Source organism: Arcicella rosea, from assembly GCF_014204325.1.
In the GTDB taxonomy this organism is placed as follows: domain Bacteria; phylum Bacteroidota; class Bacteroidia; order Cytophagales; family Spirosomataceae; genus Arcicella; species Arcicella rosea_A.
On the sequence record NZ_JACHKT010000003.1, the window covers coordinates 17,257 to 36,189 of the forward strand.

19 protein-coding genes are annotated in these 18,933 nt (G+C 35.5%); 11 read left to right on the forward strand and 8 right to left on the reverse strand.

The window, feature by feature from the left end:
• Positions 1-8: 8 nt before the first annotated feature.
• The 3 genes from HNP25_RS02880 (at position 9) to HNP25_RS02895 (ending at position 1,576) form a co-directional block, all read left to right on the forward strand.
• Positions 9-512 carry a SixA phosphatase family protein gene (locus tag HNP25_RS02880; protein ID WP_184129974.1) on the forward strand — a complete coding sequence of 168 codons (504 nt, stop codon included), beginning with the start codon at positions 9-11 and terminating at the stop codon, positions 510-512.
• A gap of 266 nt (positions 513-778) precedes the next feature.
• Entirely contained in the window at positions 779-1,024 is a 246-nt protein-coding gene (locus tag HNP25_RS02890) for a hypothetical protein (protein ID WP_184129977.1), read from the forward strand.
• 75 nt (positions 1,025-1,099) lie between these two features.
• Positions 1,100-1,576: a hypothetical protein gene (locus HNP25_RS02895; protein WP_184129980.1), complete on the forward strand. Its 477-nt coding sequence runs from the start codon at positions 1,100-1,102 to the stop codon at positions 1,574-1,576.
• Positions 1,577-1,842: 266 nt separating this feature from the next.
• Here HNP25_RS02895 and HNP25_RS02900 read toward each other — a convergent pair whose 3' ends face one another.
• On the reverse strand, positions 1,843-2,817 hold the full coding sequence (locus HNP25_RS02900; RefSeq protein WP_184129983.1) for a hypothetical protein: 975 nt from the start codon (positions 2,815-2,817) through the stop codon (positions 1,843-1,845).
• A gap of 141 nt (positions 2,818-2,958) precedes the next feature.
• Between HNP25_RS02900 and HNP25_RS02905 the strand changes: the two genes are divergently transcribed.
• Positions 2,959-4,584 (forward strand): amidohydrolase family protein, encoded by a 1,626-nt coding sequence (locus HNP25_RS02905; RefSeq protein ID WP_184130001.1) that lies wholly within the window; start codon positions 2,959-2,961, stop codon positions 4,582-4,584.
• Between the two features lie 279 nt (positions 4,585-4,863).
• Here the strand turns inward: HNP25_RS02905 and def are convergent, their stop codons facing one another.
• Positions 4,864-5,442, reverse strand: coding sequence for a peptide deformylase (gene def / locus HNP25_RS02910; RefSeq protein WP_184130004.1), 579 nt, complete (start codon positions 5,440-5,442; stop codon positions 4,864-4,866).
• A gap of 91 nt (positions 5,443-5,533) precedes the next feature.
• The gene (locus tag HNP25_RS02915; protein ID WP_310587152.1) at positions 5,534-7,033 is read right to left on the reverse strand and encodes a cryptochrome/deoxyribodipyrimidine photo-lyase family protein; all 1,500 of its coding nucleotides are present in this window, start codon (positions 7,031-7,033) and stop codon (positions 5,534-5,536) included.
• 119 nt (positions 7,034-7,152) lie between these two features.
• Between HNP25_RS02915 and HNP25_RS02920 the strand changes: the two genes are divergently transcribed.
• Together HNP25_RS02920 and HNP25_RS02925 are read left to right on the forward strand one after the other, a co-directional pair.
• Positions 7,153-7,827 (forward strand): TatD family hydrolase, encoded by a 675-nt coding sequence (locus HNP25_RS02920; protein WP_184130007.1) that lies wholly within the window; start codon positions 7,153-7,155, stop codon positions 7,825-7,827.
• A 92-nt stretch (positions 7,828-7,919) separates the two neighbouring features.
• Positions 7,920-8,534 (forward strand): inorganic pyrophosphatase, encoded by a 615-nt coding sequence (locus HNP25_RS02925; protein ID WP_184130010.1) that lies wholly within the window; start codon positions 7,920-7,922, stop codon positions 8,532-8,534.
• Positions 8,535-8,651: 117 nt separating this feature from the next.
• Here the strand turns inward: HNP25_RS02925 and rimO are convergent, their stop codons facing one another.
• The gene (rimO, locus tag HNP25_RS02930) at positions 8,652-9,962 is read right to left on the reverse strand and encodes a 30S ribosomal protein S12 methylthiotransferase RimO (RefSeq protein ID WP_184130013.1); all 1,311 of its coding nucleotides are present in this window, start codon (positions 9,960-9,962) and stop codon (positions 8,652-8,654) included.
• A gap of 266 nt (positions 9,963-10,228) precedes the next feature.
• Here rimO and HNP25_RS02935 point away from each other — a divergent pair, with 266 nt between their 5' ends.
• Complete coding sequence (locus HNP25_RS02935; protein WP_184130016.1) at positions 10,229-10,444, forward strand: hypothetical protein; 216 nt, start codon at positions 10,229-10,231, stop codon at positions 10,442-10,444.
• Positions 10,445-10,523: 79 nt separating this feature from the next.
• Here HNP25_RS02935 and HNP25_RS02940 read toward each other — a convergent pair whose 3' ends face one another.
• The 4 genes from HNP25_RS02940 to murB form a co-directional block, all read right to left on the reverse strand.
• Positions 10,524-11,330: a hypothetical protein gene (locus HNP25_RS02940; protein WP_184130019.1), complete on the reverse strand. Its 807-nt coding sequence runs from the start codon at positions 11,328-11,330 to the stop codon at positions 10,524-10,526.
• 221 nt (positions 11,331-11,551) lie between these two features.
• Complete coding sequence (locus HNP25_RS02945) at positions 11,552-12,937, reverse strand: DNA/RNA non-specific endonuclease (RefSeq protein WP_184130022.1); 1,386 nt, start codon at positions 12,935-12,937, stop codon at positions 11,552-11,554.
• A 207-nt stretch (positions 12,938-13,144) separates the two neighbouring features.
• Entirely contained in the window at positions 13,145-13,954 is an 810-nt protein-coding gene (kdsA, locus tag HNP25_RS02950; RefSeq protein ID WP_184130024.1) for a 3-deoxy-8-phosphooctulonate synthase, read from the reverse strand.
• A 12-nt stretch (positions 13,955-13,966) separates the two neighbouring features.
• Positions 13,967-14,983 carry a UDP-N-acetylmuramate dehydrogenase gene (murB, locus tag HNP25_RS02955; protein WP_184130027.1) on the reverse strand — a complete coding sequence of 339 codons (1,017 nt, stop codon included), beginning with the start codon at positions 14,981-14,983 and terminating at the stop codon, positions 13,967-13,969.
• A 158-nt stretch (positions 14,984-15,141) separates the two neighbouring features.
• Between murB and HNP25_RS02960 the strand changes: the two genes are divergently transcribed.
• The 4 genes from HNP25_RS02960 to HNP25_RS02975 all read left to right on the forward strand — a co-directional run bounded on the left by HNP25_RS02960 (position 15,142) and on the right by HNP25_RS02975 (position 18,713).
• The gene (locus HNP25_RS02960; RefSeq protein ID WP_229202774.1) at positions 15,142-15,717 is read left to right on the forward strand and encodes an SPOR domain-containing protein; all 576 of its coding nucleotides are present in this window, start codon (positions 15,142-15,144) and stop codon (positions 15,715-15,717) included.
• 247 nt (positions 15,718-15,964) lie between these two features.
• Positions 15,965-17,110 (forward strand): Gfo/Idh/MocA family protein, encoded by a 1,146-nt coding sequence (locus HNP25_RS02965; protein ID WP_184130030.1) that lies wholly within the window; start codon positions 15,965-15,967, stop codon positions 17,108-17,110.
• A gap of 68 nt (positions 17,111-17,178) precedes the next feature.
• A complete protein-coding gene (locus HNP25_RS02970; RefSeq protein ID WP_229202775.1) occupies positions 17,179-17,571 on the forward strand; it encodes a four helix bundle protein in 393 nt (130 codons plus the stop codon).
• A gap of 89 nt (positions 17,572-17,660) precedes the next feature.
• Entirely contained in the window at positions 17,661-18,713 is a 1,053-nt protein-coding gene (locus HNP25_RS02975; RefSeq protein WP_184130033.1) for a sugar phosphate isomerase/epimerase family protein, read from the forward strand.
• Positions 18,714-18,933 lie beyond the last annotated feature (220 nt).

Genomic DNA, 18,933 nt, shown 5'->3' on the forward strand with positions numbered 1-18,933 from the left:
TAATCAACATGACAAAGACATTATATTTGGTTCGCCATGCCAAAGCTTCAGATTCAGTAAGTCCCGATATTGTTCGTCCACTTACCTCCAGTGGGATGATTGATACCGCTAGAATGGGCAGAAATTTATCTACCAAAATCAGCACAATTGATTTAATCATTACTTCAAATGCCGAACGCACCCAAATGACAACAAAAGTGCTTTGTGAACAATTGGGTATTCCAGAAGAGAAAGTGTATGTATTGAGTGATTTATACGAAAGCTCGCCAAAACATTATTTAGATGCAGTGAATGCCATTCCCGCCAATCTTAACCATGTGATGATTGTGGGGCATAATCCAAGTATTAGTTATTTTGCAGAGTACTTAACACATGCAGATATTGGTGCAATGCCAACTTGTGCAGTAGTTGGGATGAAAATAGAAAATCAGGCTTGGGCAGAAGTAGGGAAGAAATCAGGAGATTTGATTTTCTATGATTCTCCAGAAAGTATTTTGGGGTATAATAGTTAGTATAAAAAAAGCGGTCAAAATTAGTTTTTTGACCGCTTTTTGTTCGATGTCAGGCTCTGAGAGTGTTGACATAACTAGCACAAGTTTTAAACAAAGCCTCACTTGTGTTAAACTTTAATTCAGTTTCAAACTGAATTAAAACAAACGTCCAAAACTCAGTCTTGAACGAGATGAGATAATTTCAGAGAATGAATATTGTCAATCCTGTATAGGAATTATTGAACAGTTTAATCAAATGTTTCCAAACATAAAATTAATATTAGTAGATGGAGCAAAATAATGAATTAATATTTGACGTGATAAGCGGAGATGATGAAGTTATACTTGAGGCTATTTTTAAGTATAATAATATGCATAAAACAGATTTCACAGTTTTAGAATTTAATTATGATGAAGTAGTATTTGCTAAAATTAAAGTCACAAAATATAAAATATCTGATATTTTTAGATTAGGATATTTTTTTTATTCTTGTGAGGAAAAGAAACGCCAAAAAGGTGAGATAGATTGGTGATATTTCTACCATAATTAGCACAAGTGTTAAGCAAAGCGTCAAAATATCTAGGAGTTTTCTAAGACAATAAAACTTATGAATGATAAACTGTATTCAAGATTGTACGAAATTAGATACGTATTGGATGATAATATAGAGGAATATAAAGCTTTATTCGAGGAGATGTACGACAACAAAGACTCAACAACATTTAGAAAATTTTGTTCCGTTTTACTTGATGAAAGCCCATCGGGGAATACGTCTGATATTTATGCAATGTGGAAAGAGTATGTTGAAAATTATTTTGATGTTACCACTAATGTAGGCACTTATATATATGAACTTTTATTAAATGTCGATGCCTTTATACCTCAGGCTGAATTCATATTGCAAATGTCAATAATTAGAATATTGAACAATAAAAATAATATACCTATATTTTTAGAAATCATACCAACAATTCATTCTGAACATCATTCGAACTACATAATTATAAAAAAACTAATTGAAAACATTAAAAGTGAAGGAAGGTCTACTTTTTGGTTAGATACAATACTTGATGGTATGCCATAATGTTTTTTATAACATTTTCTTCCTGTTGTAAAAGCCCTCGCATGTCGTAGTGTTTAACTACGTCAGTGTGTCAGGCGTTCTTAGAACGCAACCGAGTCCGTTCCAAACTAGCGTAAGTGTTAAGCAAAGCGTCACTTGTGCTAAACTTTAATTCAGTTTCAAACTGAATTAAAGCAAACGTCCAAGACACAGTCTTGAACGAGATAAGTGTCCTTATTTCATGACTCAGTAAAGTGAAACATCCTATCAGTCATGCCATTATCGGCTTACTTCAACCCATATTTCAAATCCAAACTATCTCTTAAAGGTAAATCTGTTACGTTATGTTTTGTCCAATAGTCAGTTATGATTGTTTTCTTTAAAGTAGCTTTGGTTGTCAAAGACTTTCCTTTGCTGATGTTTGTCTCTGTCCAACCCATAATTTTATACGGAAATGCTTCTTGAAAAATAATTGCTACAGAACGCTTCTTTTCAGGATAATCAAGACTAAATACTTTCAGTTTTTTCTCGCTAAAATCCGTTCCAGCATAATCTTTTAAGCTTGCATTTGCTTGAAGTACTGCGGGCAATTGATGTCTCAATCGACAATAAGTAAAACTTGGAATAATTTTAATTTCACCCGTTGGTAAACTTTCAGGATTAAGTCGAATTTTATTCCAAATTTCATCTTCTAATAGTACTCTTTCTAAAGCTATATCCTCTTGTACTTCTTTTTCAAAATAGCTTTTTCCTTCTATTTGATAAGCTCTGTTTCGATTATTCAACTGTAAATAAGCCATTCCGCACCATTCTTGTACAGAAGTAGCTACTTTTAAAGCATGAGGAAAAGCTTTAGTATCAACTGGCGAAAACACAGAAGTCATCACAGAATAATCATAAATTCCAGTCAGAAACTTTTCGATAAAATTTACTTTTAATACATTCGTAGCAGCTTCTTTATTATCAGATTCTAGTTTTACTTGTTTATCCGTTCTGAAATCTTCGGTAACAAAAACTAACACAGCTTCTCCCGGGCAAATTTGTCCGTAACGGTCTTTTTCTAAAGTATAACTATTGATTTCGGCTTTGCCTTTATACCAATAATCAGCAAAAGCTTTGTCTGAAGCCGTCGGCATTGCCAGAGAAGTAAGTATTGCTTTGGCTGGTTCTTGTTGATAAACGGTTGCACCTTTTGCAAAAGCAAAAACAACCGCTAATGTAACCCAAATGGCTAAAAAATTATTTCTGATGAAGTGATTCATACAATGTAAATTTCAAAGATTGAAATGAGATTCAATTTACACATTTTAGATAAATTCCGTATCTTAGAAAAAGAATAAAACAAGTGTCGCTTTTCGATAGCCATTAATCTAAATTATCAACATTCATCAAACATTTAAACCATGAAAAAACATTTATCAAGTTTCCTTACTTGCTGTTTATTAATCTTTTCTTTAAAATCTAACGCACAAATTGAAAAAGCTCCGCCACGAGCAGAAGGTGAAGGACAATTCAACCGCATGATTATCAGAGGAGTAAATCTAGTCAACGGAACAGGCTCGCCCATGCAAGGACCTTGTGACATAGTTGTCGAGAAAAATAAAATTGTAGAAATAAAAGTAGTAGGTTATCCAGGCGTTCCGATTGACCCAAAAAGTCGCCCGAAACTGAATGCAGGCGATAAAGAATTAGATTGTACAGGCATGTATATGTTGCCCGGTTTTGTAGATATGCACGGACATATCGGTGGAAAATCGCAAGGAACACCCGCAGAATATGTTTATAAATTATGGCTTGGACATGGTATCACTACCATTCGTGACCCATCGGCTGGAAATGGTTTAGATTGGGTTTTAGAACAAAAAGCAAAGTCATTAAAAAATGAAATTACTGCACCAAGAATTTTAGCTTATACCGCATTTGGAATGGGTGCAAAAGAAACTATTTCAACCGCAGAACAAGCAAAAGCTTGGGTAGAGGAAAATGCTAAAAAAGGAGCTGACGGTATTAAGTTTTTCGGAGCAAGACCAGAAGTAATTGAAACAGCTATCAAAAGAAATAAAGAATTAGGCTTACGTTCGGCTTATCATCATGCACAAGTAGATGTGGCACGTTGGAATGTGTTGAATTCTGCCAGAGCTGGACTTACTTCAATGGAACATTGGTACGGTTTACCAGAAGCACTTTTTGAAAGCCAAACGATTCAGGATTATCCAGCTGATTATAATTATAGCAATGAACAAAATCGTTTTGAAGAAGCAGGAAAATTGTGGAAACAAGCTGCAAAGCCCGGTTCAAAACGTTGGAATGAAGTAATGGACGAATTGCTAAAGTTGGATTTCACCATCGACCCAACTTTTAATATTTATGAAGCCAACCGTGAATTAATGTTAGCTCGCCGTGCAGAATGGCATGAAGAATACACCATGCCACAATTATGGCGTTTTTATCAGCCTTCACGTATTTCGCATGGTTCGTATTGGCAAGAATGGGGAACAGAGCAAGAAGTACAATGGAAAGAAAATTATAAACTTTGGATGGCATTTATCAATGAATATAAAAATAGAGGAGGAAGAGTAACGGCTGGATCGGATTCAGGCTTTATTTTTCAGTTGTATGGTTTCGCTTACATCCGTGAATTGGAATTGTTGAGAGAAGCAGGTTTTCATCCTTTAGAAGTAATTCGAGCGGCAAGTTTAAAAGGAGCGGAGGCTTTGGGAATGGCTGATAAAATTGGAAGTATAGAAGTAGGAAAATTGGCTGATATGGTAATTTTAGAAGAAAATCCACTAAAAAATCTAAAGAATCTTTACGGAACAGGAGCAATCAGGTTAACAGAAAACAATGAAGTAGTGCGTGTTGGTGGTGTAAAATACACGATTAAAGACGGTGTAATTTATGATGCTAAAAAATTATTAGAAGACGTTCGTAAAATTGTAGCAGATGCGAAGAAAAAAGAAAACTTCGAGATTTTTCAACCGGGATTAGAGAAAAAGACTGGTTCAAAAATTCAGGGGAATAAGGAGTAATTATTATTCATTAATAAATAAACATGAGTCATCCCGAATTTTTCTTTGGAATAATAAGCTTTGGAGATTTGTATGTATTATTATCTAGTCCTTACTTTTCTTGTCTTGAAACAAGAAAAGTAACAAAAGAAATTCAAGAATTCCTAAACTCGCTCTGCTCAAACAGTAGGAATTCGTTATTCATCAATCATAAAAAAGCGGTCGAAATTAGTTTTTCGACCGCTTTTTTATGATTCCAAATTCGGGATGACTCATGTTTATAAAAAGTACTGTAAACAATTACTTCGGAAATTTCATTTTGTAATCTACTTTGATATTTCCTTTTGTAATATTAGCCAACTTGTTTTTCAGCATTCTCTTTTTCACAGGACTTAAGTGGTCGGTGAAAAGAATTCCATCGATATGGTCGTATTCGTGTTGTATAATACGTGCGGCCAAACCTTCGTACTCTTCAATATGTTCGTTGAAATCAACATCGACATACTTGATTTTCACAAATTCAGGACGATAAACATCTTCACGGATATTTGGAATCGACAAACAGCCTTCTTCAAAAGCCCATTCGTCGCCGTCTTCTTCTAAAATTTCAGCATTGATAAATACTTTTTTGAAATCTACCAAAGAAGGGTCTTTGTCTCGTTCGTCTAAATCTTCGCCTTCGTTAAACGGGCGACCGTCCACCACAAACATTCTGAGAGCCAAGCCAATTTGCGGAGCAGCCAAACCTACACCAGAAGCATTGTACATGGTTTCAAACATATCTTCTGATAATTTCTTAACATCAATTGAGCCTTTTTCTATATCAACGGCAACTTTTCTGAGAACGGAATCACCGTAGGCAACTATAGGATAAATCATTTTCTGTATTTTCTGAATTCGGCAAAACTCACCGATTGGTTATGTATGTGATTCGCTTTCGCAAATCTTTCCACAAAGTTACAGAAAAGGTTTATTTTTTCTTTCTTCGTTGTAAGCCTTCCTTTGTTGGAATGGTATGTTTTTCTAAAATTTGCTTTTTTGAGGCTTTTACTTCATCTGTTTTGTGGTGTCCCCATATTCGTTCTTTCGCAATTTTGGTATTTTCTTCAAAATTGATAAGTGGCAAAGGATAATCTATGTTGAGATGAAAACCGTAAAAATCTTGTTCTAAGGTCGTCATTTTCCAAGGTTCATGGAGGTACGCCAAAGGACAATTCTTTAATTCAGGAAGCCATTGTTTGATAAAAATACCTTCGGGGTCATGTTCTTGCGACTGTTTGATAGGATTATACATCCGAACCGTATTAATGCCCGTAACACCAGCTTGCATCTGGATTTGTGGATAATGAATGCCAGGCTCGAAATCTAAAAACAATCTTGCCAGATGCAAAGCTCCTTCTTTCCAATGCTGAAAAAGTTGATGAGTAAGTACCGAAACCAACATCGCCCGCATCCTAAAATTAAGATAACCTGTTCCAATCAAACAACGCATACAAGCATCTACTAACGGGAAACCCGTTCTACCTTCAGCCCAAGCTTTAAAAAAATCATCATTTTCAGCAATCAGAAGTGAATCGTAGCCACGGTTGAGATTTTCAAACTCCATTCGGTCTTCCATTTCAAACTTTTGGATAAAATGACAATGCCATCGCAATCTTGAACCAAAATTATCCAATTGCCACTTGAGCGTTGGATTTGCCTTTGAAGCCTTTGTTTGAGCTTGATAAATTTGTCGAACACTGATACAACCCCAAGCAATATAAGGCGAAAGCCGACTACATCCTTTGCGAGAAGCCAAAGGTTTTGAGAGCGATTTTGCATAATTTTTTACTCTTTCGTTCAGAAAGGAATGAAGATAACGATGAGCAAAACTTTCTCCTCCGGGCTGTTGTGCCTTATTGAAAGTATAGTCTTTGAAAAGTATTGCAGGATTGTTAATTGCTTGAATAGACAAATCTTCTGGTAATCTCAAATTCGATTCAATATTACTGAAATCAGCTTCTGCCAATGGCTTACTCATGTACTGATGCCATTCTTTTACCCAGTTTTCACGATTGCGTTTGCCTCTCACTACACCATTATGCTGAAATTCCTGCCAAGTAATTTGCTCTTGTTTACAGAAAGTACCTACCGCTTTGTCACGGTCATAAGTAATTTTAAGCCCCGTTTCTTGATGTGAAAAAATTTTATGAATCGTTTCTTTTTTGTGCAAAGTTTCCAAGTAGGAGCTTACTTCTCCGTGAATAATTTTAATAGAAAGTTGCGGATGGATACTTTGTAATTGTTGGTTCAAATCCTGTAAAGCCTCCCAAACAAACTGCCAATGTCGAGCAGAATAATGGGCATCTTGCATCAGCGAAGGTTCAAAGCAATAGAGCATCAAAAGCGGTTTATTATCCGCTAATGCTTCTTTCAAGGCTTCGTTGTCTCTCAAACGAAGGTCACGTTTAAACCACAAGATATTTATCACTTATTTTGATAGGACATTTGAGTACTTTATAAATCTTGAAAGGAGTATATTTGTTTTGAGAATGAGTTTTAATTTGTAGAATCACTCATACTTATTTTAAACGCAAAGCTGAATTTCCAATGCACATCTATCTCAACATCCACACACATCATCCTTCCACAGAAAAAGATACTTTGAGTATTGTTAATGCTCAAACCGTTTCGGGTTGGATGGATATGGCTGTGGGGAAATTTTCGGTTGGTTTGCACCCGTGGTATATCAAGCCTGAAAGTATTGATGAGGATTTTGCTCAATTAGAAAAATTAGCTCGCCAACCAAACGTTTTAGCCATTGGCGAATGTGGCTTGGATAGATTGATAGCTTTAGATTTGAGATTTCAAGAAGAAGTATTTATCAGACAAATTCGTTTGGCAGAAAGCTTGCAAAAACCTGTGATTATTCATTGTGTAAAGGCTTTTTCAGAACTGATTGCTTTGAAAAAAAAGTTAAAATCCAGTATTCCAATGATAGTCCATGGCTTTAATAATAATGCCCAAATTGCCGAAGAATTAATTAAACATCAATTTTATCTTTCTTTCGGAACGGCTATATTAAATTCTGAATCGAATGCCAGCAAAATCATCTCAACTATGCCAATTCAGCAGTTATTTTTAGAAACAGACGACAAAAATTGCTTTATTTCGACTATATTTGCCCATGCTTCAAACTATTTAAACCAGCCTGTTGAAGTTTTACAAGAACAAATATTACAAAATTTCAAAAAAGTAGTAAGTGTCGATTTGAGCGTGGTATGAAAAAAAAATCAAGAGTCAAAAAACCGGTTGCGAAAGAGATTAAAACGGGTATTCCTCACACACCACTGTCCATCCACTACCAACCAATTAGTATGCAAAGAAACTTTTATAAAGCCCATCCATGGCATGGCATCCAGATTGGAGAGAACATGCCGAAAGTAGTTACTGCTTTCATCGAGATTGTATCAACAGATACTGTAAAGTATGAAATCGACAAAGAGACTGGTTATTTGAAAATCGACCGTCCTCAAAAATTCTCTAACATCGTTCCTGCCTTGTACGGCTTCCTTCCTCAAACTTATTGTGGCGAAAGTACAGCACAGTATGCTCGTGAGCAATCTGGAAAAGCGATTGAATCAGGCGATGGTGACCCATTGGATATTTTAGTTCTTTCTGAACGTACTATCACACATGGAGATATTATTTGTCAGGCGATTCCTATCGGTGGAATTAGAATGATTGATAAAGGAGAAGCAGATGATAAAATCATCGCTGTTTTGAAAGGCGATTCATTATATGGTGCTTGGACAGACATCTCTCAGTGTCCTCAACCAATTATTGACCGTTTGGTTCACTATTTCTTAACGTACAAGAATATTCCAGGAGAAGAAAAAGTAGCGGTTGATATTGATGAGGTTTACGGTGCAGAAGTAGCTCACCAAATCATTTTGAAATCAAGAGAAGATTACCGTAACTTGGTAGGATAATATTTAATTTGAAGATTTGGAGATTTGAAAATTTGAAAATAATGTAGTGGATGCCTGATGTTATAATCTTTCCCCACAAGTACAATCTTCAAATTTTCAAATTACCAAATTTTCAAATTAAGAAACCACTTCCCCGTACAAATCAAATTCCTCTGCACGATTTACTTTTACGTTGGCAAAATCGCCCAAACGCACATATTGCGTAGCAGGAACTAATACTTCGTTATCCACTTCTGGCGAGTCGAATTGTGTTCTTCCGATAAAATATCCACCTTCTTTTCTGTCGAATAATACTTTGTAAGTATTCCCGATTCTGTTTTGGTTCAATTCCATCGAAATATCTTGTTGTAAAGCCATAATTTCGTCGGCACGCTCTTGTTTTACTTCCGCAGGTACATCATCTTCAAATGAATGTGAATGCGTATCGTCTTCGTGCGAATAGGTGAAAACACCCAAACGGTCGAAACGCATTTTTTCAACAAATTGATAAGTTTCTTCAAAATCTGCTTCGGTTTCTCCCGGATGCCCAGAAATTAAAGTCGTTCTCAAAGCAATTTCAGGTACTTTATCACGAATGGCATTGATTAAATCTTCAGTTTTTTCACGAGTAATTCCACGACGCATTCTTTTCAATACTTCCGAAGAACCACTTTGTAAAGGCATATCCAAGTACTTGCAAATGTTTGGATATTTTGCCATTGTGTCCAACACATCCATCGGGAAACCTGCTGGATAAGCATATTGCAAACGAATCCAATCAAGTCCTTCGATGTCGGCAAATTGCTCTAATAATTCAGAAAGATTACGCTTTTTATAAATATCTAATCCGTAATAAGTTAAATCTTGGGCAATTAGAATCAATTCTTTTGTGCCACGTTTTACTAAAGATTTTGCTTCAACGACCAAATCTTCAATAGAACGAGAAACATGTCCGCCACGCATCAAAGGAATAGCACAGAATGAACAAGGACGGTCGCAACCTTCCGCAATTTTCAAATATGCATAATGCGTTGGCGTAGTCAATAAACGCTCGCCAATCAATTCGTGCTTGTAGTCTGCTTTTAGTGTTTTTAGCAAACGAGGTAATTCGTTTGTGCCAAAAAAAGCATCAACGGCTGGAATTTCAGCCTCTAATTCATCTTTATAGCGATGCGACAAACAGCCCGTAACGTACAATTTATCAATAATGCCAGATTCTTTGGCATCTACGTATCTCAAAATTGTATCAATAGATTCTTGTTTGGCATTATCAATAAATCCACAAGTATTTACAATCACAACGTTGGCATCGTCCTTTTTAGATTCATGCGTAACATTCATGCCATTGCCTTTCAATTGCGTATAAATTACTTCTGAATCCACCAAGTTTTTACTACAACCCAGCGTTACGATATTTACTTTATTCTTACGTAATGTTTTAGTTTTCATTTCAAGAAGCCCAAATGCTGATGGGAAATTTTTAATTAGCCTGCAATTTACAACAAAATTTTTCAGCATTCAGCTTTGAAGAGAAGCCTTCGCTTTTTTCTTTTGAAGTGATGGCGTAGAAACGTTTAAATCAATTGTAGAATTTACTTTTATTTCTATTGAAAGCTCTAACTTTGTTGTTCAAAAATAAAGAATCATACTTTTTGTGACTGAATTGGCTTGTTAATTTTCAAATTAACATATCCTCAAATTTTCAAATTATTTATATGGATTTCAATTTCAAACAATATCATGTACGTTCAATCAACGCCGCTTCAGCAGAAGAGCGTGCAGCCATCAATCAAGAATTAAAAGATTTTTATGCTTCCTTGAATGAAGAAGATAAAAAAACTTTCAATGCTCAATTACAAACTTTTATTGCCAGAGAAATGGGACGCTTGAAAACGGATTATGAGGCGATTAAGCAGGGAACGCAGAATTAGCTGTCGGCTTTGAGCTTTTTTCTTAATATAATGTTCAATAAAAAAAGCTCAAAGCTCACGGCTCAGAGCTTAAAAGCTATTAAAAATCATAACTAACTGATACTCCTGATACATTGGCTCTTGAAGATGGAATTCGTGGCTTTATTAAGGAATCAGATGAGCCGAAGTTAATTCGTTCATAACGAACTTTGATGGTTAATTTTTTAATTTTTGCACCAATTTCAACAGCAGGAGAAAGTTGTCCTTTTAAATCTATTTCTGAATTAGGTGAATTGAGATTTTTTTCGTCTAACTTTAACTTAGAAATAAGGGGATAACTTCCTGAGATTCTTAGTGTAAGTTTTACTTTAGACTTGGTCGAGTAATTCAATTTTGCTCCAAAAGATGGTGAAAGAAATTTATATTTTTCTTCTACTAATAAAGGACTTCCTTCTGTGCCATAGTCGGTAGTACGATTCCAAATCTTCCCTTCTAATCCTAAAAAAGGCTCAATACTTATGTTTGAACTATCTCTTAATTTAAAAGGTATTCCAACATCTGCGTTGATAAAGCCACCACTGTATGTAGTTTTTGGCGTTGCAGTTACAACACCTTGATTAGTACCGAATTTATCGTAACTAGCATAAAAAGCCGCTGGATTTGATGGAGTCAAAACACTTGCTCCGATTGTTTTGAAGAATGCTGAACTAAGTGTGATATTTACTTTTTTACTTGGCTGAAGTTTAAGGTCGATGCCAAATTGACCAACCGTATTTTTCTCTAACCAGTCAATATTTTTGATTGAACCTGTTGGAGAAATAGTAATAAATTTGAGACTATCAGATTGAGCCCTTACACCTAAAGATGTAGCGCATAAGATGATGGTTAAATGTATAAATCGTTTCATAGGACAAGGGCAATGATGAAATCTCATTTTCTCAATTATATTCAAACGCAAAATTAATTTTTAAATTGTCAAAATCACGACAATTTAAAATAGTTTTCCCCTGAAAAAATCTTAAAAAGTCTTAAAATAAGTTGTTAAATAGCGATGAACTTTAAGTTCAAAGCAACAGATTTTGATAATTGATTCCTAAAATCGAGTAAGTAATAAACCTTCAAATATCATTAATCCTTATCAACAATAGCTTCAATTACTTGCTGAATATTTGTAGGAACATTAGACAAAAAATCATAACCCGTCAAGCGTTCTAATTCATCTACTGATATTCTATATTTTTTCCAATCTTCCGCTCCTACTGAATTCAGATTGGGCATATTTACTGCAATTACTCTCGTTGTTGTGTTAACTCTCACAGCATCTTTGTCGCCAACTGGCAATACTACAATTACTTTCCAAATAGTGGCTGGTACTACAACATTATTATTTTTGCCAATAGTTTTTGTTGTGCCATTTGTTCCTGTTCCACCTTGTCCGAGCGTTCCTGCTAAAATGTATAATTCATTTCCCTGTTCAAGCAATGTTCTTGTGTATTCTTCTAAATGCTTCCAAATTCCTCTATTATTTTCAGGAGCTTGTGGCACCATATTCGTCATGAAAAAAGTTTCTTGGTTTTCTTCAGGGCTGCCATCTCTGTCATCTGAAGGACATAAATGACCTCTATCAAAGCCTGTATCTGAATAATCTCTCGGATTTACTTGATACCAACCATCTGGCAATGTATTATCGGTACGAAAATTATTCTGACGAGCCGCATCACCTTTCCAAGCCTTACTTAAATGCCATGAAACCCAATTCGCAATGTTTTTACTTTTATTATAGGAAAGTGAATAAGATGCTTTTGTCATCAAAAAATTATTGGGTGAAGAAGTATTTGAAACAGCTTTTGAAGGATTCCCCAAAGCAAGATTGTCATCACGTGTGGGTTTTGAAATCAAAACTATGGGTTCTTGAACAGTAGTAGAAGTATTGGGCGATTTAACAGTGTTTGAATAAGTAACAACACTAATATCATCAATATTTAAGCGGTTTTCTGTACCATCGGTTTTTCTGATTTCTATTCTACTTGGCTTTTTAGTAATTACTTCAAATGTTGCTATTTTTAGTTTTTTATTCGTTGCTTTTATCGCTTTTCCCATTTTCATCCAAGTCTTTCCAGCGTTGGTTGAAACCCAGAGTTCAAAGCTAGCTTCTTCATCGGTTTGATAAATTCCGTACTTCAGTTTTACTTGCTGAATGCCCGTAGGAATATCAAAATTCATTGTCAGTTTAGCCTTTTCTTTCATTCTGACCGACTTTTCTCCATTTTTAGCGTCGTTATCAGAACCTCCAATCATCGCATTATCGAATGTCCATTCTCCTGATGAAGTACTTACAACATCAATTGCGTAGCTGTTTTTTGAAGCCGTTTCAAACTTTTCAGGAAAATTTTGAGCAACTTTTGTAATAGGTTCTTGAAAAGATTTTTCAACAGCATACGATGAAGGAACTGACATCGTAAACAAAGACATCATTACGCCAAGGAAAGTTGGAATGGAAGTTTTTCTGAACATTGTTTTTGGGAAAAAAATTGTGTGGAAATCGACTTTGGATAATTGTGATTGTTTTCAATTGTGATTGAGTGAATTGTGAATTAGTGATTGTTTTATAATTGTGATTGAGTGAGTTGTGAATTAATGATTGTTTTCAATTGTGGTTGATTATACTCAAATTTAAAATAATCACTAACTCACTAATTCACAACTCACTCAATCACTCAATTACACCACCGCTTGGCGTACTCGAACGAGTTTTTCTAATAATTCTTCCAATTTATCTAAAGGCAACATATTTGCTCCATCAGATTTTGCGATTGCTGGATTTGGATGCGTTTCGATAAAAATTCCATCAGCACCAACTGCAATGGCTGCTTTGGCAATGGTTTCAATCATTTTTGGTTGTCCGCCAGTTACGCCCGAAGTTTGGTTGGGTCTTTGTAAAGAGTGCGTGCAATCCATCACCACAGGTACTCCATGTGCTTGCATTTCAGGGATGTTACGATAATCCACGACTAAATCGCCATAACCAAAAGAATTTCCACGGTCTGTTAAAAATACTTGTGCCGAAGGATTTTCGTGAAGGATTTTTTCAACAGCAAACTTCATGGAAACGCCTGCCATAAATTGCCCTTTTTTGATATTTACCGCTTTGCCAGTACGAGCAGCCGCAGCCAATAAGTCTGTTTGGCGACATAAAAAAGCAGGAATTTGCAACACATCAACGTACTTCGCTGCCATTTCCGCTTCTTGAGATTCGTGAATATCCGTAACCGTAGGCAAATCGTAATGATTGCCAATTTCTTGTAAAATTTCCAAAGCAGTAATATCGCCAATCCCTGTAAAAGAGTCTAATTTAGTACGATTTGCCTTGCGATACGAACCTTTAAAAATGTAAGGAATGCCAAATTGGTCAGTAATTCCTTTAATTTTTTCGGCAATTTCAAAAGCCAAATCACGGCTTTCAATGGCACAACTTCCTGCCATCAAGAAGAAATTATTGTTTTCGGTATGTTTTAATTTTGGGATGTTCATTCTTGAGATGTTTTATATATAATTTACTTCTGGACTCAATTTAATACCAAATTTATCCAGTACTGATTGCTGTACTTTTTCGGCTAGTTTCTTGATTTCGTTGCCATTTCCTCCACCATAATTCACTAAAACCAAAGCCTGACGAGCATGAACGCCAATTTGTCCATCTCTAAAACCTTTCCACCCCGCTTGCTCTATTAACCACCCTGCTGGTACTTTTACGGTCGTTTCGTTGATTGGGTAACTTGGTAAAGTAGGAAAAGATTCGATTAAGGTTTTGTATTGTCCAAGTGGAATTTCTGGATTTTTGAAAAAACTTCCCGAATTACCAATTTCGGCTGGGTCTGGCAATTTACTTCTACGAATTGAAATGACGGCATCGCTTATGGCTTTGATTGAAAGTGCTGTCACATTCATTTCTGCTAACGTTTTTTGAATATCACCATAAGCAGTTTTGAAAGTTGCTATTTTATTCAAATGAAAAGTAACGGATGTTGTTACATATTTTCCTTTCAAAGAATGTTTAAAAATACTTTCCCGATAACCAAACTGACAAGCTGCTAAACTGAATGTTTCTATTTCAAGCGTTTCCAGATTAAGTGCTTGCAATTCCTGAAAAACATCTTTGATTTCTACGCCATAAGCACCAATATTTTGCATCGGTGCAGCACCAACAGTTCCTGGAATTAAAGAAAGATTTTCAATACCTGCATAATTGTTTTCAACACAATACATTACAAAATGATGCCAAATTTCGCCTGCTCCCGCTTTAATATAGACTGTATTTTCGTCTTCAAAAACTTTTTCAACTCCTTTTAAGGCAATTTTTATCACCAATCCTTCGTAATTCTTGGTAAGTAGCAAATTACTTCCGCCTCCTAAAAACAATTTATCAAGGTTCTTGAAATCAGGATTTTGGAGAATATCTTTCAGTTCTTCAACAGTATTTACTTCAACAAAATATTGTGCAGAAGCTTCCAGACCAAAAGTATTGAAGGGTTTTAAAGAAATATTTTGTTGAATATTCATGGGGTTTTTAGAAATCAAAAAATCAGAATTAAGGATACTCAATAGCGGAAACAAAGTTACAATGAAAAAGGATATTTCAAGTTTTTGTCAAAAATTGTATCTTTGATGAATACTTCTTTTCAAGCCACCAAAAGTCTATCTGAAAAACACAATTTTATATGCAACGCTTTCTTTTTATTTGTTTGTCCATATTTTTAGTAACCCTAAGTGCTTGTTCCCCCAAGGTCGTTTCTAGCAAAAGTTCCACTACTTCTGCTAGTACAAAGTCATCTCACAAAAAAATAGATAAAATTTACGAAGAAGATTTATCGCAATATTTGCCAAAATATAAACAGCTAAACGAGGCAAATGATACGCTGAATGCTCCGAAAAAAAATACAAAAAAGGCTTATTTAACCGAAGAGCCAATGCACATCAACAAAAAGCTAGATGCTATTTTAGATACGATTTCGCTAAAGAACAAAAGTATTCGTTACGCAAATGGTTTCAGAATTCAGATTTATGTAGGAAATGACAGAAAAGCCGCTGATGATGCCAAGATTTATACTTACCAAACATATCCAGAAATATATCCCTATCTTAGCTATCAGCAACCGATTTATAAAGTAAAAATTGGCGATTTTTTAAATAGAATGGATGCAGAAAGGTACTTTTTAACAATAAAAGATTACTATCCTTCTGCAATGATTTTGCCTGATAGAGTAGAGATTAAAAGAGGAATATTAGTGAAATAGTGTAAGAATTTGGTTTATTAGTTTTGGGGTTTAGTATTTTTGTGAGCATCAGCTTTTGCAAAATTTAACTCAAAATATGTGACTTTTATTAAGTAATGACCTTGAAAAGTCTATTTAAACGGTACAAAACCTCAATATTCTTGATAAATATTAATTACATTTGAAGGATTTGAATGTAGAGAAATATTATTATCTCATATAATTTCAACCAAAAAAGAATACTTATCCAAATAACAATTATTTAACCATGGAAAAAATCAAAGTCGGCGTAGTCGGAACTGGGTTTATTGGGCCTGCTCATATTGAGGCATTAAGAAGACTTCCAAATGTAGAAGTAACAGCACTTTGTGAAGTAAATATTGAATTAGCGACTGCCAAGGCTGCACAATTGGGAATCGAGCGTCCTTGTACGTTTGAACAACTGTTGGCGATGGAAGATATTGCTTGTGTGCATATTTGTACGCCTAACTTCTTGCACTACTCACAATCAAAAGCAGCTTTATTGGCTGGCAAGCACGTAGTTTGTGAAAAACCATTAGCAAAAGATTTACATGAAGCAGAAGAATTGGTTGCTTTAGCAAAAGAAACTGGTTTGGTGAATGCGGTTCACTTCAACTTACGCTATTATCCTTTGGTTCGCCAAATGAAAACGATGCGTGAAAAAGGTGATTTAGGAGATGTTTACTCCGTAATTGGTTCTTATTTACAAGACTGGTTATTCTATGAAACTGATTATAACTGGCGTTTAGAACCAGATAAATCTGGCGATTCTCGTGCGATTGCAGATATTGGTTCACACTTAATGGACATTATCGAGTACATCACTGGCTTGAAAACGGTTGAAGTAATGGCGGATTTCAATACCATTCACAAAACTCGTAAAAAGCCATTGAAACCAGTAGAAACGTATTCGGGCAAAATGCTTCAACCAGAAGATTATGCAGATGTAACAATTACTACTGAAGACCATGCCAACGTTTTATTACGTTTTGATAATGGAAACCGTGGTTCGGTAACAGTTTCTCAAGTTTCGGCTGGACGTAAAAACCAATTGAAATTAGAAATTTCTGGAGGCAAGAAAACATTTGCGTTCAACTCAGAAGCACCAAACGAAATCTGGATTGGTAATCGTGATGGCTACAACCAATCATTAATGCGTGACCCTTCTTTGGCGTACCCAGAAGCAAGTGCATTGATGACATTCCCAGGTGGACACAATGAAGGCTTCCCTGATACTTCAAAACAATTATTCAAAGAAGTATATGCAGCCGTTGCCGCTGGCAAACAACCAGAAAATCCAAGCTATCCAACTTTTGCAGACGGTTATAGAGAATTATTAATCTGCGAAAGAATCCTCGATAGCCACAGAAGCCAAAGCTGGGTGAAGGTATAATATTTAGTGAATGAGTGATTGGTGATTGAGTGATTGACTTAATCACCAATCTTATTTTACGCCTTAAAATGATGAATACTAACAATTATCTTCCAAAAGATGAGTTTGCTGAACTTATATTTGGACGCATAAAAGCATTTGGATTACGCTGTATGCCTTTATGTGATGACTTATTTTTAAAAACTGCTTCTGCTAAGAATATCGCCAGACAACTTATTCGTTCATCATCTTCTGCTGTTGCCAACTACAGAGCAGTAAGAAGGGCGAGGAGTAAAAATGAATTCTATGCAAAAATCAGCATAGTCATTGAAGAATTGGATGAAAGTATATTTTGGTTAGAATATTCCATAGATGCAAAGTTTTATGAAGATATAAAAGTTAGAAGTCTGATTAATGAAGGTTACGAAATTTTAAAAATCCTCGCTAAAGCCAGAAAAACAGTTAGCGTAAATAATAAATAGTAGATAAAATTTGGTAAAGTTTTAATGAGTTGTTGATTGAAATTTTAAAATCACTCAATCACAACTCACTCAATCATTCAATAAACACAATGAAAACAATCAAAGGACCTGCTATATTTTTAGCACAATTTTTAGATAACGTTGCTCCTTTCAATACCCTTGATTCTATTACTTCTTGGGTAGCTGACTTAGGATATAAAGGAGTACAAATCCCTACTTGGGATGCTCGTGCAATTGATTTACAATTAGCCGCAGAATCAAAAACCTACTGTGACGAATTGAAAGGTAAATTAGCTGATAAAGGTATCGAAATCACTGAACTTTCTACGCACTTACAAGGACAGTTGGTAGCAGTAAACCCTGCTTACGATGTAATGTTTGATGGTTTTGCTCCAGATTCAGTAAAAGGAAATCCTAAAGCTCGTACCGAATGGGCAGTGCAACAATTGAAGTATGCAGCAAAAGCGTCTCAAAACTTAGGTTTAAAAGCTCATGCTACTTTCTCTGGTGCTTTGATGTGGCATACGGTTTATCCTTGGCCACAACGCCCTGCGGGTTTGGTTGATCAAGGCTTTACAGAATTAGGAAACCGTTGGTTGCCAATTTTGGATGCTTTTGAAGACGTTGGCGTTGACCTTTGCTACGAAATTCACCCAGGCGAAGATTTACATGATGGTGTTACTTTTGAAATGTTCTTAGAAAAAGTAGGTGGTCACAAACGTGCAAACTTGCTTTATGATCCATCGCACTTTGTATTGCAATGTTTAGATTATTTACAATACATTGATTTCTATCACGAAAGAATCAAAATGTTCCACGTAAAAGATGCTGAATTTAATCCTACTGGAAAACAAGGTGTTTATGGTGGTTATCAATCATGGGTAAATCGTGCTGGACGCTTCCGTTCTTTGGGCGATGGACAAGTGGATTTTGGTTCTGTTTTCTCGAAATTAACACAATACGGCTACGATGGCTGGGCAGTGTTAGAATGGGAATGTGCTATCAAAGACCCTGTTCAAGGTGCAACAGAAGGAGCTCCATTTATTGATTCTCACATCATCCAAGCGACATCTAAAGTATTTGATGATTTTGCTGGCGGTGGTGCTGATATTGAATTGAATAAGAAGATTTTGGGAATTTAATTCGATTTGGGATTGTGGATTTCGGATTTCTGAAATATAGATTTTAGTAAAAGAAAACCTCATAAGCGAGCTTATGAGGTTTTTATGTTTATGCACAGTTTTTTTAATGACAACTTTCTGCATTACATAAGTACTAATATCGCATTGCTGAGGAGGCAAATACAGAAGCCCCACAGCCCTGCAAGGGCGGCATCCATCAACAATGGGTAACGCCCATTGA